General features: G+C 65.5%; 16 protein-coding genes. 15 read left to right on the top strand and 1 reads right to left on the bottom strand.

All coding sequences use genetic code 11. The features are described 5' to 3' along the window. The first annotated feature begins 28 nt into the window (after nucleotides 1–28). Entirely contained in the window at nucleotides 29–928 is a 900-nt protein-coding gene (locus tag ODI_RS18310) for a LysR family transcriptional regulator (RefSeq protein WP_067749915.1), read from the top strand. Nucleotides 929–984: 56 nt separating this feature from the next. On the opposite strand, the gene ODI_RS18305 is transcribed toward ODI_RS18310, so the two are convergent. Next, complete coding sequence (locus ODI_RS18305; RefSeq protein WP_067749777.1) at nucleotides 985–1,353, bottom strand: hypothetical protein; 369 nt, start codon at nucleotides 1,351–1,353, stop codon at nucleotides 985–987. A 116-nt stretch (nucleotides 1,354–1,469) separates the two neighbouring features. On the opposite strand from ODI_RS18305, the gene ODI_RS18300 reads away from it, so the two are divergent. The 14 genes from ODI_RS18300 (at nucleotide 1,470) to puuE (ending at nucleotide 16,051) form a co-directional block, all read left to right on the top strand. Next, nucleotides 1,470–1,841, top strand: a complete 372-nt coding sequence (locus tag ODI_RS18300) for a PH domain-containing protein (RefSeq protein WP_067749775.1) — start codon at nucleotides 1,470–1,472, stop codon at nucleotides 1,839–1,841. 260 nt (nucleotides 1,842–2,101) lie between these two features. After that, complete coding sequence (locus ODI_RS22650) at nucleotides 2,102–2,425, top strand: KTSC domain-containing protein (RefSeq protein ID WP_331716320.1); 324 nt, start codon at nucleotides 2,102–2,104, stop codon at nucleotides 2,423–2,425. A 161-nt stretch (nucleotides 2,426–2,586) separates the two neighbouring features. Continuing rightward, nucleotides 2,587–3,483 (top strand): LysR family transcriptional regulator, encoded by an 897-nt coding sequence (locus ODI_RS18290; RefSeq protein ID WP_067749773.1) that lies wholly within the window; start codon nucleotides 2,587–2,589, stop codon nucleotides 3,481–3,483. A gap of 129 nt (nucleotides 3,484–3,612) precedes the next feature. Continuing rightward, nucleotides 3,613–4,551 (top strand): hydroxymethylglutaryl-CoA lyase, encoded by a 939-nt coding sequence (locus tag ODI_RS18285; protein WP_067749771.1) that lies wholly within the window; start codon nucleotides 3,613–3,615, stop codon nucleotides 4,549–4,551. A 20-nt stretch (nucleotides 4,552–4,571) separates the two neighbouring features. Next, on the top strand, nucleotides 4,572–5,750 hold the full coding sequence (locus ODI_RS18280; RefSeq protein ID WP_082985150.1) for a CaiB/BaiF CoA transferase family protein: 1,179 nt from the start codon (nucleotides 4,572–4,574) through the stop codon (nucleotides 5,748–5,750). Between the two features lie 100 nt (nucleotides 5,751–5,850). Continuing rightward, a complete protein-coding gene (locus ODI_RS18275) occupies nucleotides 5,851–6,819 on the top strand; it encodes a Bug family tripartite tricarboxylate transporter substrate binding protein (RefSeq protein ID WP_082985149.1) in 969 nt (322 codons plus the stop codon). Nucleotides 6,820–7,066: 247 nt separating this feature from the next. Next, nucleotides 7,067–8,338: a Zn-dependent hydrolase gene (locus ODI_RS18270; protein WP_067749767.1), complete on the top strand. Its 1,272-nt coding sequence runs from the start codon at nucleotides 7,067–7,069 to the stop codon at nucleotides 8,336–8,338. Nucleotides 8,339–8,688: 350 nt separating this feature from the next. Beyond that, entirely contained in the window at nucleotides 8,689–10,356 is a 1,668-nt protein-coding gene (locus tag ODI_RS18265) for an ABC transporter substrate-binding protein (protein WP_067749765.1), read from the top strand. A gap of 54 nt (nucleotides 10,357–10,410) precedes the next feature. After that, nucleotides 10,411–11,364 (top strand): ABC transporter permease, encoded by a 954-nt coding sequence (locus ODI_RS18260; protein WP_067749913.1) that lies wholly within the window; start codon nucleotides 10,411–10,413, stop codon nucleotides 11,362–11,364. Nucleotides 11,365–11,368: 4 nt separating this feature from the next. Continuing rightward, a complete protein-coding gene (locus ODI_RS18255; protein WP_067749763.1) occupies nucleotides 11,369–12,274 on the top strand; it encodes an ABC transporter permease in 906 nt (301 codons plus the stop codon). Beyond that, on the top strand, nucleotides 12,271–13,326 hold the full coding sequence (locus ODI_RS18250) for an ABC transporter ATP-binding protein (protein WP_067749761.1): 1,056 nt from the start codon (nucleotides 12,271–12,273) through the stop codon (nucleotides 13,324–13,326). The genes ODI_RS18255 and ODI_RS18250 overlap by 4 nt, the downstream gene beginning before the upstream one ends. Beyond that, nucleotides 13,323–14,327, top strand: a complete 1,005-nt coding sequence (locus tag ODI_RS18245) for an ABC transporter ATP-binding protein (protein ID WP_067749759.1) — start codon at nucleotides 13,323–13,325, stop codon at nucleotides 14,325–14,327. The genes ODI_RS18250 and ODI_RS18245 overlap by 4 nt, the downstream gene beginning before the upstream one ends. Continuing rightward, the gene (locus ODI_RS18240; protein WP_067749758.1) at nucleotides 14,327–15,052 is read left to right on the top strand and encodes an aspartate/glutamate racemase family protein; all 726 of its coding nucleotides are present in this window, start codon (nucleotides 14,327–14,329) and stop codon (nucleotides 15,050–15,052) included. The genes ODI_RS18245 and ODI_RS18240 overlap by 1 nt, the downstream gene beginning before the upstream one ends. 36 nt (nucleotides 15,053–15,088) lie before the next feature. Then, nucleotides 15,089–16,051, top strand: coding sequence for an allantoinase PuuE (gene puuE / locus ODI_RS18235; protein WP_067749756.1), 963 nt, complete (start codon nucleotides 15,089–15,091; stop codon nucleotides 16,049–16,051). Nucleotides 16,052–16,100 lie beyond the last annotated feature (49 nt).

Here is a 16,100-nt window from a genome sequence, read left to right as displayed (position 1 = left end):
GTATGAATAACTTTTAGGTATGTGAATGATGACGTTCAAGCAGTTGGAAGCCATCTACTGGGTAGCACAGCTGGGTGGTTTCTCGCAGGCCGCGCAGAAGCTGCACACGACGCAGCCGGCGGTGTCGAAGCGCGTGCGCGAGCTGGAGGACGCCTTCGGCACGCCCTTGTTTGACCGGACGATGAGGTCGGCGCGCTTGACCGAAAAAGGGGAGGAGATGTTCGCCATCGCCAAGGACCTGCTCGGTCGTCGTGCGCAGGCGATCGAGGGTTTCGTTCAAGCGGCGGCGCCCCAGCGCCAGTTGCGCATCGGCGTGACGGAGCTCACGGCGCTGACCTGGCTGCCTCGCTTCGTCAATGCGGTGCATGCCAGGTTTCCAGCCACCTCCTTCGAGCCTGATGTCGACGACAGCTTTGGGCTGCGCAACAAACTGCTGGCCGGCAATCTAGATATCGCTATCCTGCCGGACCTTTTCGAAGACAGCCGATTGGTGAAGCACACCTTGGGCAAGGTCAGGAATACCTGGATGTGCAAGCCGGGACTGTTGCCAACGCAGCATCCCTTGAATGTCCACGACATCGCGGAGCAGCGTGTTCTGACGCAGGGCGGCCGCTCGGCCACCGGCCAGATCTACGACGAGTGGTTCCGGGCAGCCGGCATCGGCACGGGGAACTGGATCGTCAGCAACAACCTCATGGCCATCATCGGCATGACTGTGTCTGGCCTGGGCGTGGCGCACCTGCCGCAGTTTGCGCTGCAGCCGCTCATCGACCTGGGCATGCTGGAGGTGCTGGACGTGGCGCCGCCCGTGCCGGATGTGGTCTTCGCCGCCGTGCACAAGGCGGAGAACCACAGCGTGGTGATGGACCAGTTGGTGGAGATCGCCACGCGGTGCTGCGATTTCGGCAGGGCATTCCAGGGGGCGTGACGTTGCGGATGACCGGACGCTAATGCTGCGTCCGTGTGCCGGTCGCATTCATAGCGTCAACCTGCCGCGTTGCGACTGTGGTGAAAGTACAGGTATAGCAGGCCGATCGGCGCGATGAAAATCGCGAAGCTCCAGCACAGAATCATCGTCATCAACTTCACGAACAGCATTAAGAGCGCATTAACGAAAAACACATTCCGGCCCAGGATGTAGTCGATGACGCTCTCATAGACGAAACGCGAATACGGATAGAGCAGGGTATTCACGGCGAGCAGCGCATAGGTGCCGAACGCCACCGGATGCGGGTTGGTATCTTGGTTCATTGCAAACAAAAATAGCGCTGGGAAGATCAAGCCAAAGAGGAACTGGCGGATGTAATATGCGCGGGACAGTCCGCCGAGCGTCTTCATGATGACTGGATGCACTTAATTTTCCTTTTTTGTGGGATTTCGCGTTTCCGTTTTGCTTGCGGTGCAAGGGGCGGGTGGGCTGAAAAATTCCCGAATTATCCCTGATTTTTATTGTGGCGGGTCTGAATCCAATGATTGATTTCAATAACAAAGGTTTTTTCAAGCTGAAACGCAATGATGAGTACGCGGACCGCGTGACTGACTTGCTTTTGGAAGGCGAACGCGTCATTGACTCATACAAGTCCATGCGTGACGGCGTGGTTTTTACCAATAAGCGCATCATCGCTGTCAACGTGCAGGGCATCACCGGCAGTAAAAAGGATTTCTCCTCATTGCCGTACAAAAATATCGTGGCCTATTCCGTTGAAACATCCGGGACTTTTGATCTGGATTCCGAGCTGGAGATTTATTTTTCCTCGCTCGGAAAGGTGAGGTTCGAGTTCACCGGCAAGACATCCATCGTCGAAATCTCCAGGCTGATTTCGGCGCATGTCTTTAGTTAAGGCAGGGAGACCCGACTGGCAGGTCCGAGCAGTTATGCTAAGTAATTGCTATTTATAAGCCGTTAATTCCAACTCGACCGAGCATTGACCTCCACGTTCACCTACCTTGACGTTTCGGTCATCCAGTTTGGAGCTCGGAAGTTTCCAATAGCCAATGCAGCCGTGGTATCGATCTGCCATCTCAGGCAGATCAACGACCCGGTGCGCAGGTACCGTTGAGCCCAACAAGGGAGGCGGATTTGAGACTTATCATTTTTTCGATGCTTGCCTTGATGTGCCAGGCAGCCAAGGCAGAGACCGTGCAAGTCAAATATCATGGCCCCGTGTCGTTGGCTGCCTTCTCGTGTACCGACGTCAGGGAGAACAGTGACGTTTCGCGTATTTGCTACGATCGGGCAGAGCGATACATGGTCATCCGACTCAAGAAGACTTACTACCACTACTGCGACATGGATGCCGCAACAGTGGCGGATCTGCTGAGGGCAAGCTCAAAGCGCCAGTTCTTTCAAGCCCGTATTCGCGGAAGCGGCGCTGACGGTCCCTTTGACTGCCGGACCCACCCGGTTCCGGATAAATATCAGTGATAGATCAGGCAGTCCATGGCAAGGTCGACGAGGAGGCAGGCTGGGCCAGCACGTTCAGGTTCGTTTTTCCGCTGAATCCATGATGCGTGCTTTGCCGGCATTACCGGCGAAGAGGGCTGTTCCGTTCCCAGGCATCTGGCTTGATAAAAGCAGAAACCCCCATGCGCTTCGACCTGACCACCCTCCAACTCTTCCTGGCCGTCCTGGACACCGGCAGCATCTCCGCCGCCGCCGAGCGCGAACATATCGCCGCCTCCGCCCTCAGCAAACGCATCAGCGAACTCGAACGCTCCGCGGGCATGCCGCTGCTGACCCGCCATGCCCGCGGCGTATCTGCCACCTCCGCAGGCCGCTCCCTGGCCCGCGGCGCGCGCCTGATGCTCAGGCAGGCCGCCGACCTGTCCGCGCAGATCCAGGACCACGCCCACGGTGTACGCGGCCACGTACGGCTGTTCGCAAACCTGTCCTCCATCACCCAATTCCTGCCGGGTGAGCTGAAAAGCTTCCTGGCCGAGCACCCCGGCGTGCGGGTGGACCTGGAGGAGCGTGTCAGCAGCGTGGTGACGCGCGCCGTGGCGGAAAGCGAAGCGGACATTGGCGTGTTCTTCCTGTCGGACGACCGCGAGGGCCTGGTCCACTATCCGTATCACAAGGACGAGATGGCCCTGCTGGTGCCGGCAGGCCACCCGCTGGCGCGCCGTCGGTCGCTGTCCTTCGTGCAGACGCTGGATTACGAACACGTTGGCATGCACCGGGGCAGCGCGGCCAGCTTCATGCTGCATCGGCGGGCCAACGAGGCCAATCGAGAGTGGCGGGTGCGTTTCCATGCCACGTCCTACGATGCCCTGGTGGCATTGGTGCATGCGGGGCTGGGCATCGGGGTGATGCCGCTGAAGGCGCTGGCGCTGTATCGCCAGGAAGGGGTGAAGCTCGTCAAGCTGACCGACGAGTGGGCCCACCGGCGCCTGTCCATCTGCCTGCGCGCGGATGACACGCAGTCCAGCGCGGCGAAGCTGTTGCTGCAGCATTTGCTGGCCTCGGCGCGGGCTGCGGAGTAAACCCAGGCACACCTCGGGCAAAGCCATCGCCATCCGCGATGGCTGGCGGAAAAACTGCGAATTGTCCGGCCGTTGTTCCCAGACCATCATGGCCAGGAACAATGGTCAAAAGACAATAAGGAGACAGCCATGCCCTTGCCTACCCGGGTCGATGTCATCGAAGTTGGCTTGCGTGACGGGCTGCAAAGCGAAGCGGCCTTCGTGTCCACCGAGGACAAGGTCGCGCTGCTCAATCGCCTGATCGATGCAGGCGTGCGCCATATCGAAGCCACCTCTTTCGTGTCACCGCGGGCTGTGCCGCAGATGCGGGATGCGGCCGAGGTGCTGGCCGGCGCGCGCCGGGTGCCGGGCCTGGTGCTGTCGGTGCTGGCGCCGAACGCAAAAGGGGCCGAGCGTGCCATGCAGGCCGGGGCCGATGAGATCGTGGTGTTTGTCTCGGCGTCGGAAAGCCACAACGCAAAGAACCTGAACCGGTCCATCGACCGTTCCTTGCAGGACATCGACGAGATCGCGGCGCTGACGCGCGGCCAGTCCCTCAGGCGCAAGGGTGCGGTGGCCACGGCTTTCGGCTGTCCTTTCGAAGGCGACGTGCCTGAGGCGAACATCGACAAGATCGTGGCGCGCTATGTGGAGCACGGCTTCGACGGCATTACCTTGGGCGACACCACGGGCATGGCGACGCCCGTGCTGGTCACGCAAACGGTGACGCGGCTCCAGCAAGAATTTCCCGGGCTTTCCATCTCGCTGCATTTCCACAATACGCGGGGCATCGGTCTCGTGAACGTGATGACGGGCCTGCAGTTGGGCATCACGACCTATGAGTCGTCGCTGGGCGGCATGGGTGGCTGTCCTTTCGCGCCGGGCGCCACGGGCAACATCTGCACGGAAGACCTCGTGAATCTGCTGGACGAGATGGATATCGCCACGGGCATCGACCTGGCGTCGCTGGTGGGCGCCGCGCGCAGCTTGGAAAGCATCATCGGGCGGCCCTTGCCCGGCCAGGTGATGCGGGCGGGCCCCCGCCTGGCGCTGCACTCCCTTGAGAGTATTGGCGCGGCCCACGGTTAAGCAGACGGATGCGCGACGATATGCCTTTGACTGGAATCCGGGTCCTGGACCTGACACGCATCATTTCCGGCCCGTTCTGTTCGGCCCTGCTGGCCGACATGGGCGCCGAAGTGATCAAGATCGAAGCGCCGGGGGAAGGCGACCCGGTGCGCAAGCAGGGCGAGCTGCACGAAGGCTTCAGCTGGTACTTCGCCAACTACAACCGCAACAAGCTGTCGGTGACGCTGGATCTCTACAGCGACGAAGGCAAGGCCCTGCTGGCGGCGCTGGTGCGCAAGAGCGACGTGGTGGTGGAGAACTTCCGGCCAGGGGTGATGGACAAGCTGGGCCTGTCGCCCGAGGCGCTGAAAGCGCTGCGTCCGGACATCGTGCATTGCGGCATCAATGGCTTTGGCACCAGCGGGCCGTACCGTGACCGGCCTGCCTTCGATTTCATCGCGCAGGCGATGAGCGGATTCATGAGCGTGAACGGCGAGGCCGATGGCCCGCCCTTGCGGGCGGGGCCGCCGGTCAGCGATCTGGTGGCGGGGCTGCACGCCGCGCTGGGCATCGTGGCCGCCTTGCTGCGGCGCGAGCGCAGCGGCCAGGGCGAATCCTTGAGCGTGAGCCTGCTCTCCAGCATGATCAACCTGCTCAGCTTCCAGGCGTCGAACTATTTCGCCAGCGGCACGGCGCCGCTGCGCAACGGCAATGACCACGCGCTGGTGGCGCCCTATGGCTTGTTCGAGACCGCCGACGGCCAGGTTGCCATCGCGCCCAGCAACGACACCATGTATGTCCGCCTGCTGAATGCGCTGGAAATGCCGGCGCTGCAGGCGCATCCGGACTTCGCCACGAATGCCCTGCGCATGCGGAACCGGCCAGCCTTGCGCGAGGTCATCCAGGCGCGCACCCGCCAGCGCGAGACGGCGTACTGGATCGAGCAGTGCAACCGCCACGGCGTGCCTTGCGGGCCGGTGCTGAGCGTGCCCGAGGTGTTCGAGGATCCGCAGGTGCGTGACCAGCAGATGGCCATCGATGTCGAGCATCCCGGCCACGGACCCGTGCGGATGCTGGGGTTCCCCATCAAGTTCTCGCAGGCGCCATGCCGGTTGCGGCATCCCGCACCGGCCCTGGGCGGCGATACGGCTGCCGTGTTGGCAGGCATCGGCGTGGGCGCGGCGGAACTGGAAAGATTGCGTGAGGAAGGCATCGTCTAGACCTCCCCCGCAAGACGCCGGCGACTACGCCCGCAGAGGCGGCCCGCCGAGCGTGCAGCACAGAAGTGCCACAAACGATAACGGAGGAGACATGAACAAGATGCGTATCGCACTTGCGGGACTGCTGGCGCCGGCGGCGCTGATGTTGGCGAGCCCGTCCGTCGCGCAGCAGTATCCGGACAAGCCCATCCGCCTGGTGATTCCCTTTCCGCCGGGCGGGGGCACCGATTTCCTGGGCCGCGTGGTGGCCAAGGGCCTGGGCTCGGGCAAGGGCTGGAACGTGGTGCCGGAGAACCGCGCGGGCGCGGGCGGCACGGTGGGGCTGGCATCGGTGGCCAGGGCGCAGCCCGATGGCTACGAGCTTGTCCTGGCGCAGATCGACAACATGGTCATCGCGCCCGAGGTCTACAAGCAGATCAACTACCACAGCACCAAGGATTTCGCGCCGGTGGGGCTGGTGGGAGAGACACCGCTGGTCATCGTGACCCGCGATGGCTCGCCGTTCCCGACCTTGAAGCACGTGGTGGAGCAGGGCAAGCGCCAGCCCGGCAGCATCAACTATGCCTCGCCAGGCGCTGGCACGATCACCCATCTTGCCGGGGAGCTTTTCCAGCAGGTGGCGGGTATCAAGATGCAGCACGTGCCCTATCGCGGCTCCGGTCCGGCCATGGCGGATCTGCTGGGCGGGCAGGTGCCCTTGATGTTCACGTCGATTCCCTCGGCCTTTTCGCAGATCCAGTCCGGCAAGGTGCGCGCGCTGGCGGTCACGTCGCTGACCCGCAGTCCGCTGCTGCCGGATGTGCCGACGGTGGCGGAGTCGGGCTACAAGGACTTCGACGTGCGCGTCTGGTACGGCCTGGTTGCGCCAGCCAAGACGCCGCCCGCCGTGCTGGAAAAGCTGAGCGGGGAGTTGAACCAGATGCTGAAGGCCAAGGAGGTGGTGGACGCCATCGCGGCGCAGGGCGCCGAGCCCAGGCCGGTCACGCCCGCGGAATTCCGCGAGATCATCCAGGCGGATATCCGGAAATGGCGGCCGGTGGTCCAGGCGGCGGGGGTGCAGGCGCAGTAGGGTGCATGGCCGCACCCAAGGCCAGGCCTGTCCGGCTTGGTGGCCGTCAGGCTGGCGGGGTATCGCCCAGGATGTCCGGGCGATACCCTCTGAACACAGCCCCATGCACCACATCCTGCACAAACCCGGTGCACCCCAAGACCCAGTCCCCATGCGGCTCTCCGCAATTTCTGGTTTGCAGAATCGGACGAAGATGCGATGCTTTACCCACCCCAAGCATCCCCCCTTCCCGTTGCCAGGAGCCCCCATGCATTCCGCAGCCCCCGACACCCACACCGACATACACATCGACGGCACTCGCCTCTGGCAGTCCCTGATGGACCTCGCCCGCATCGGCGCCACGGAGAAAGGCGGAGTCTGCCGCCTGGCGCTGACCGATCTCGACCGGCAGGGCCGTGACCTGTTCTGTGCCTGGGCCAGGGACGCCGGCTGCGAGATCCGCGTCGACGCGATCGGCAATATCTTTGCGCGCCGCGCTGGGCGCAGCGACACGCTGCCGGTGGTCATGACCGGCAGCCACATCGACACGCAGCCCACCGGCGGCAAGTTCGACGGCAACTATGGCGTGCTGGCCGGGCTGGAGGTGCTGCGCACGCTCAACGACGCCGGCATCCAGACCGAGGCCCCGCTGGAGCTGGTGGTCTGGACCAACGAGGAGGGCTCGCGCTTCGTGCCCGTCATGATGGGCTCGGGCGTCTATGCCGGCGCCTTCACGCTTGACCATGCCTTGGGCCAGGCGGATCGCGAAGGCGTGAGCGTGCGCGAGGCCTTGGCAAGCATCGGGTATGCGGGCGCGGAACCGGTGCCGCCGGCACGGGCCGACGGCGTCGCGGCCTATTTCGAGGCGCACATCGAGCAGGGCCCCGTGCTAGAGAATGCCGACACGGTGATCGGCGTGGTGACGGCCGCGCTGGGGCAGCGCTGGTATGACGTGGTGCTGACGGGCGTGGAGGCGCACGCGGGACCGACGCCGATGCCGCTGCGCCACGACGCCTTGCTGGCCGCGTCCGACGTGGTGCGCGCCGCCAACGACATCGCGCTGGCCCATGCGCCCAATGCGCGCGCGACGGTGGGCTGGATGGACGTGTTCCCCAATTCGCGCAACGTGATTCCGGGCCGCGTCCGGTTCACGGTGGATATGCGCGCCGCCGACGACAAGACGCTGTCGGCGATGGACACCGCGCTGCGCGCGGCGGTCGCGGCGGCGGCGGAGCGCGGCGGTGTCAGCGCCCAGGTCGAGCAGGTGGTGTATTTCCCGCCGCAGCCGTTCGCGCAGGAGCTGGTGCAGTCCGTGCGCCAGGGGGCGGCCGCGCTGGGGCTGTCGGCCATGGACGTGGTCAGCGGTGCGGGCCATGACGCGGTGTATATGGCACGCGTCGCGCCCGCGGCCATGATCTTCGTGCCCTGCAAGGACGGGATCAGCCACAACGAGATCGAAGACGCGCGGCCCGACCATCTCGAGGCCGGCTGCAATGTCCTGCTGCACGCGATGCTGGCGCGCGCGGGCGTGGCTGACTGACGCTTGCACCAGTGCAAGGCGCCGATGCATCGGGATGGTGCGTCGGTGTCCACCCCCGTCCGGGTGGCTCTGCTGCGTGTGCCGCGCACGCCCTCCCATGCCGCGCATCGCGCATGAATTTTCCTGGTCGAGGCCAGGATCGTCGTGGCGCGATTGCCGGCAGACTCTCCGTGATTACCCTGTATCCCGCCGTCATTTCCGCAGGATTGCGAGCGTTGGCATGGATATTGCATGCTCAGATTGTGTACTAACTCTGTGCGCAGTTTGTTCGGGAGCACCCCGCGCGAACCGTCGTCAGTGTTGGACCTTTCCCATGACGCCTTGCCTACGCAAGACTTCGGAGATCAAAAATGCAGACACGGAGTATTCGCATCAAGACCCTCGCTGCCGCGGTAGCCATGCTGGCGGCCGGCGCCGCGCTGACGCTCCCTGGGGTGGCGCAAGCCGAGAAGGTGCTGCGCATCGGCATGACGGCGGGCGACATCCCGCGCACGCTGGGCCAGCCCGACCAGGGCTTCGAGGGCAATCGCTTTACCGGTATTCCGATGTACGACGGGTTGACGCAATGGGACCTGTCGCAGAAGGACGGTCCGAGCGTGCTGATTCCGGATCTGGCCGAGTCGTGGGAAGTGGACGCCAAGGACAACACCGTGTGGGTGTTCAAGCTGCGCCCCGGCGTGACCTTCCACGACGGCTCGCCCTTCAATGCCGACGCCGTGGTCTGGAACGTGGGCAAGGTGCTGGACAAGAGCGCGCCGCAATTCGATGCCAGCCAGGTGGGCGTCACCGCCTCGCGCATGCCCACGCTGAGGTCGGCGCGCAAGATCGATGACCTGACCGTCGAGTTGAAGACCTCGGAGCCCGACTCCTTTCTTCCCATCAACCTGACCAACCTGTACATGGCGTCTCCGGCGCATTGGCAGAAGAAGCTGGCGGAGGTGCCGGCCTCCGTCACCGATGCGGCGGAGCGCTCGCAGCGGGCCTGGGCGGCCTTCGCGGTCGATGCGTCGGGCACGGGGCCCTTCAAGATGGCGAGCTTCGTGCCGCGTGAACGGCTGGAACTGGTGAAGAACGACCAATACTGGGACGAGAAGCGCCGGCCCAAGATCGACCGCGTCGTGCTGCTGCCCTTGCCGGAAGCCAATGCCCGCACCGCCGCGCTGATGTCGGGGCAGGTGGACTGGATCGAGGCGCCGGCGCCGGATGCCTTCGACGCCATCAAGAGCCGTGGCTTCGTGATCTATTCCAACGAGCAGCCGCACGTGTGGCCGTGGCAGTTGTCGTTCAATGAGGGGTCGCCCTGGCTGGACCGCCGTGTGCGCCATGCCGCCAACCTGTGCGTGAATCGCGGCGAGCTCAAGCAGCTGCTGGGGGGCATGATGGGCGAGCCCAAGGGCACCGTGCCCCCGGGCCACCCGTGGTGGGGCAACCCCACGTTCGACATCAAGTACGACCCCGAGGCCGCGCGCAAGCTGATGGCAGAGGCGGGCTATTCCAAGGCCAAGCCGATCAAGGTGAAGGTGCAGACCTCGGCGTCGGGGTCCGGCCAGATGCAGCCGCTGCCCATGAACGAGTACGTGCAGCAGAACCTGAAGGAGTGCTACTTCGACGTGACCTTCGACGTGGTCGAGTGGAACACCTTGTTCACGAACTGGCGCAAGGGGGCGAAGGATCCCTCGGCCAATGGCAGCGACGCCATCAACGTCAGCTACGCCTCGATGGATCCGTTCTTCGCGATGGTGCGTTTCGTCAGCACCAAGACCTTCCCGCCGGTCTCCAACAACTGGGGCTACTTCGGCAACGCCGAGATCGACGGCCTGATCGCGGCGGCGCGCACCACCTTCACGCCCGCCGAGCGCGACGCCGCGCTTGCCAAGCTGCATGCGCGCGTGGTCGAGGAAGCCCCGTTCGTGTGGATCGCGCACGACGTCGGCCCGCGTGCGATCTCGCCCAAGGTCAAGGGCGTGGTGCAGCCCAAGAGCTGGTTCATCGATATCGCCACGATGTCGATCGACTGATGTTGAACCCGCCGGCCGCTCGCGGGGCGGCCGGTACGCTTTCGGGGGATGCTCATGCTCGGGTATGTCTTTCGGCGCGTCGCCTACGCCTTGCCCATCATGGTGGGCGTTGCGCTGCTGTGCTTTCTTCTGATCCATCTGGCGCCGGGCGATCCGCTGGTGTCGATCCTGCCGCCAGACGCGTCGGTCGAGCTGCAGCGGCAGTTGATGACGCTGTATGGCTTTGATCGTCCCTTGCCGGAGCAATTCCTGTCCTGGATCTGGCGGGCGCTGCAGGGCGACCTGGGCGTCTCCATCGCCACGGGTCGGCCGGTGGCCACCGAGGTGTGGCATGCGGTTGGCAACACCTTGCGCCTTGCCTGTGTGGCCACGGTGCTGGGCTTCATCGTGGGCAGCTTCCTGGGGTTCGTGGGGGGCTATTACCGCAACTCGGTGATGGACCGCATCGCGTCGTTCGTGTCGGTGGTCGGCGTCAGCGTGCCGCACTACTGGCTGGGCATGGTGCTGGTCATCGTGTTCTCGACGCAGCTGATGTGGCTGCCGCCGACGGGCGCCGGGCCGGGCAGTTCGGCCGATTGGGCGTTCGACTGGGCGCACATCCGGCACATGATCCTGCCCGCCGTGACCATGTCGGTGATCCCGATGGGCATCATCGCGCGGACGGTGCGGGCGCTGGTGGCCGAAACCCTGTCCCAGGAGTTCGTGGTGGGCCTGCGCGCGCGCGGCCTGTCCGACCTGGGCGTCTTCCTGCATGTGGTGAAGAACTGTGCGCCCACTGCGCTGGCGGTGATGGGGCTGCAGCTGGGCTATCTGCTGGGCGGCTCGATCCTGATCGAAACCGTCTTCTCGTGGCCCGGCACCGGATTCCTGCTGAACGCCGCCATCTTCCAGCGTGACCTGCCGCTGCTGCAGGGAACGATCCTGGTGCTGGCCCTGTTCTTCGTGGTGCTGAACCTGCTGGTCGACATCCTGCAGGGGCTGTTCGATCCACGCATCGAAAGGAGCTGAGGCGATGGCCGACTCTACCTTGCGCGTCGCCGCTGTCGCCACGCCGGCCGCGACCCTGCCCATCGTGCGTTCGCCCGGCTACTGGTCCAACGTCCTGCGCCGGCTGCGTCGCGATCCCGTCGCGCTGGGCGCCGGCGCCGTGATCCTGCTGCTGATCATCGTGGCCTTGCTGGCGCCTTGGATCACGCCGGCCGACCCGTACCAGGCGTCGATGCTGCGGCGCCTGCGCCCGATCGGCACCGAGGGCTATCCGCTGGGCGCCGACGAACTGGGCCGCGACATGCTGTCGCGTCTCATGGTGGGCGCGCGCTTGTCGCTCTTCATGGGCATCGTGCCCGTGATCGCGGCCTTCGTCATCGGGAGCGCCGTGGGGATATTGGCGGGCTATGCCGGCGGCATGACCAACACCGTCATCATGCGCGTGGTCGACGTGTTCTTTGCGTTTCCCTCGGTGCTGCTGGCCATCGCGCTGTCGGGCACGCTGGGGGCAGGCATCCTGAACGCCATCATCTCGCTCACCATCGTGTTCATTCCGCAGATCGTGCGGGTGGCCGAAAGCGTGACCACGCAGGTGCGCCGCAGCGACTACGTCGATGCGGCGCGTGCGTCGGGGGCCGGCCCGGTGACCATCGTGCGCGTGCACGTCCTGTCGAACGTGCTGGGACCGATATTCGTCTATGCCACGAGCCTGATCTCGGTCTCGATGATCCTGGCGTCCGGCCTGTCCTTCCTGGGGCTGGGCGTGCGTCCGCCGGAACCGGAGTGGGGCCTGATGCTCAATACCCTGCGCACGGCCATCTACACGCAGCCGTGGGTCGCGGCGCTGCCGGGCGTCATGATCTTCATCACGTCCATCTCGTTCAACCTGCTGTCCGACGGACTGCGCAGCGCCATGGAGGTGAAGGAATGAGCACGATGCTTTCCAGGTCCCAGCCTGCCTACGAAGACCTGGGCGGTCCCGCGCAGCCATTGCTGAGCGTGCGGGGCCTGATCAAGCACTTCCCGCTGAAGCAGGAACTGTTCGCTGGCCGCAAGGGGCGCAAGGCCGTGCGCGCGGTCGACGGCGTCGATTTCGAGGTGCTCAAGGGCGAGACCCTGGGCGTGGTCGGCGAGTCGGGCTGTGGCAAGTCGACCACCGCGCGCCTGGTGATGCAGTTGATCGCGCAGGACCGGGGCGAGCTGGTGTTCGACGGGCAGACCGTGGGGTCGCGCACGCTGAACCTGCGCGCTTTCCGGCGACAGACGCAGATGGTGTTCCAGGACAGCTATTCGTCGCTGAACCCGCGCATGACCATCGAGGACTCGGTGGCGTTCTCGCCCGTGGTGCATGGCACGTCCAGGCGCGAGGCCACGGCGCTTGCACGCGACCTGCTGGACCGCGTGGGGCTGGACCCGGCGCGTTTCGCCGGCCGGTATCCGCACGAGCTGTCGGGCGGGCAGCGGCAGCGGGTCAACATCGCGCGCGCGTTGGCGCTGCGCCCGCGGCTGGTCATCCTGGACGAGGCGGTGTCGGCCCTGGACAAGTCGGTCGAGGGGCAGGTGCTGAACCTGTTGCTCGACCTGAAGCAGGATTTCGGGCTGACCTATATGTTCATCAGCCATGACCTGAACGTCGTGCGTTATGTCTCGGACCGCGTCATGGTGATGTACCTGGGCGAGGTGGTCGAGCTGGGGCCGGTCGATCAGGTCTTCGATGCGCCGCGCCATCCCTACACGCAGGCCCTGTTGCGCTCGATGCCCTCGCTCGATCCCGAGCAGCGCACCCAGACTGCGCCGCTGTCCGGCGACCCGCCCAATCCCATCGATCCGCCTTCGGGTTGCCGCTTTCATACGCGTTGCGCGCAGGCGCGCGCGGCCTGTGCGGCGCAGGCGCCTGAAGTGGTGCTTCAGGATGGGCATGCGGTGCGCTGCCTGATGCATCAGCCCGGTTCGGGCTATGCCAATTCGGGAGCACTGGCATGACGGCCGATACCCAGGCGCTGGTGCGCATCCGAGACCTGGAGGTCAGCTTCCAGGCTGGCGCCAAGACCGTGCACGCCCTGAATGGCGTCAGCCTGGATGTGGCGCGCGGCGAGGCGGTGGCGCTGATCGGCGAGTCCGGTTCGGGCAAGAGCGTGACCTTGCGCGCCCTGATGCGGCTGCACCCGCCCCGGCGCACCACGATGCGCGGGCAGATGCGGGTCGACGGACAGGACGTGATGGCCATGAACGCGCGCCAGCTGGCCGCGATGCGTGGCCCCGTCGTGTCGATGATCTTCCAGGAGCCGCTGTTGGCGCTGGACCCGGTCTATCCGGTGGGCAAGCAGATCGAAGAGATGGTGCGGCGCCACACCGGCGCAAGTGCCACGCAGGCGCGCAGCCAGGCGCTGTCGCTGTTCGAGCGCGTGCGCATCCCCAGTCCGGCGCGCCGCCTGCAGGCGTACCCGCACGAGATGTCCGGCGGCATGCGCCAGCGCGCGATGATTGCGCTGGCGCTGTCCTGCAACCCCAAGGTGCTGCTGGCCGACGAGCCGACCACGGCCCTGGACGCGACGGTGCAGATCCAGATCCTGCTGCTGCTGCGCGAACTGCAGCGCGACCTGGGCTTGTCCATCGTGTTCGTGACGCACGACATCGGCGCGGCCGCCGAGATCGCCGATCGGGTGGCGGTCATGTATGGCGGGCGCATCGTCGAGCAGGGCACGCTGGCGCAATTGCTGCGGGCGCCGCAGCATCCCTACACCATCGCGTTGCTGCATGGCCGCGCCCACGGGGCGATGCGCAAGGGCGAACGCCTGCAGACGATTCCGGGGTCTCCGCCCGACCTGTCCGCGCTGCCGGCGGGGTGCGCGTTCGCGCCGCGCTGTGCGCGGGCCGAGTCCGCCTGCCTGTCGGCCGTGCCTGCCATCGTCACGGTAGGCGAGGGCCACGAGGTGCGCTGCGTGCACGCCCGGCCCCGCAACGCCATTCCGGAGACCGCCTGATGCGCCTGCTTGTCGTCAACGTCAATACCACGGATGCCATGACGCAGACCATTGCCGCGCAGGCGCGCGCGGTGGCCGCCGCGGGCACCGAGATCGTGGGGCTGACGCCCGCCTTCGGCGCGCCGTCGGTGGAAGGCAATTTCGAAAGCTACCTGGCTGCCGTGGCCGTGATGGAGTGCGTGCGGGCGTATGCCGGTCCTTACGATGCCGTGATACAGGCCGGTTTCGGCGAGCATGGCCGCGAGGGCCTGCAGGAGCTGTTGACGGTGCCGGTGGTCGACATCACCGAAGCCGCCGCCAGCGTCGCCATGTTCCTGGGGCGCTCGTATTCGGTCATCACCACCCTGGACCGTGCCGTGCCCCTGATCGAGGACCGGCTCAAGCTGGCCGGGCTGGACGCGCGCTGCGCGTCGGTGCGCGCCAGCGGGCTGGCGGTGCTTGACCTGGAGGAAAGCCCGGTGCAGGCTTGCGAGGCCATCGTCGCCCAGGCGCGCCGGGCGGTCGACGAGGACCGCGCGGAGGTGCTGTGCCTGGGCTGTGGTGGCATGGCGGGCCTGGACGAGCAGGTTCGCCTTGCCACCGGCGTGCCCGTGGTTGACGGCGTGACAGCGGCGGTGGCGGTGGCCGAGTCGCTGGTCAGGCTGGGCTTGAAGACCTCCAAGATCCGCACCTATGCGCCGCCGCTGCCCAAGGTACTGCAGCATTGGCCACCCGCTGGCGCGTGACCCGCCGGCAAGACCTTCGACACGAGTGCCCCCGCCATGACTGCTGACTTCGCCGGCAAGCCGCAAGCGCCGCTGGACCCTGATTACCCCCGTGACCTGATCGGCTATGGCCGCCACGTGCCCGATGCCGACTGGCCGGGCGGCGCGAGGATCGCCGTGCAGTTCGTGCTGAACTACGAAGAGGGGGGCGAGAACAGCGTGCTGCATGGCGATGCGGGTTCGGAGCAGTTCCTGTCCGAGATGTTCAACCCGGCCAGCTATCCGGGACGCCACATGAGCATGGAGAGCATCTACGAGTATGGGTCGCGCGTGGGTGTGTGGCGCATCCTGCGCGAATTCGAACGGCGCGGCCTGCCCCTGACCGTGTTCGGCGTGGGCATGGCGCTGGCGCGGCACCCCGAGCTGGTCGATGCCCTGGTGGCGGCGGAGCATGAAATCGCCTGCCACGGCTGGCGCTGGATCCATTACCAGGAGATCGACGAGGCGACCGAGCGCGATCACATGCGGCGGGCCATCGATGTGCTGACGCAGATGACGGGCGCGCGGCCGCTGGGCTGGTACACCGGCCGCGACAGCCCGCGCACGCGCCGGCTGGTGGCCGACGACGGCGGCTTTTTGTACGACAGCGACTATTACGGAGACGACCTGCCGTTCTGGTTGCGGGTGACGCGCAGCGACGGCAGGCAGGTGCCGCAACTGATCGTGCCCTACACCCTGGACTGCAACGACATGCGTTTCGCGCTGCCGCAAGGCTATTCGCACGCCGACCCGTTCTTCCAATATTTGAAGGACAGCTTCGACACCTTGTATGCCGAAGGCGCCGAGACGCCGCGCATGATGAGCATCGGCATGCATTGCCGCCTGCTGGGCAGGCCAGGGCGGATCACGGCATTGCAGCGTTTCCTGGACTACCTGGGCACGCACGACCGTGTCTGGGTGTGCCGCCGCATCGATATCGCCCGCCATTGGCGCGAGCGGCATCCCTGTCCGGAAGCCTGAGCGTGACATTTGGCGAAGTTTTTGCTCAGAATTTGAAATGTTATATCAT

Source organism: Orrella dioscoreae, from assembly GCF_900089455.2.
GTDB classification, from domain to species: Bacteria; Pseudomonadota; Gammaproteobacteria; order Burkholderiales; family Burkholderiaceae_B; genus Orrella; species Orrella dioscoreae.
The sequence above is the reverse complement of the archived record's forward strand: the minus strand, read 5'-3'. Positions and strand labels throughout refer to the sequence as shown.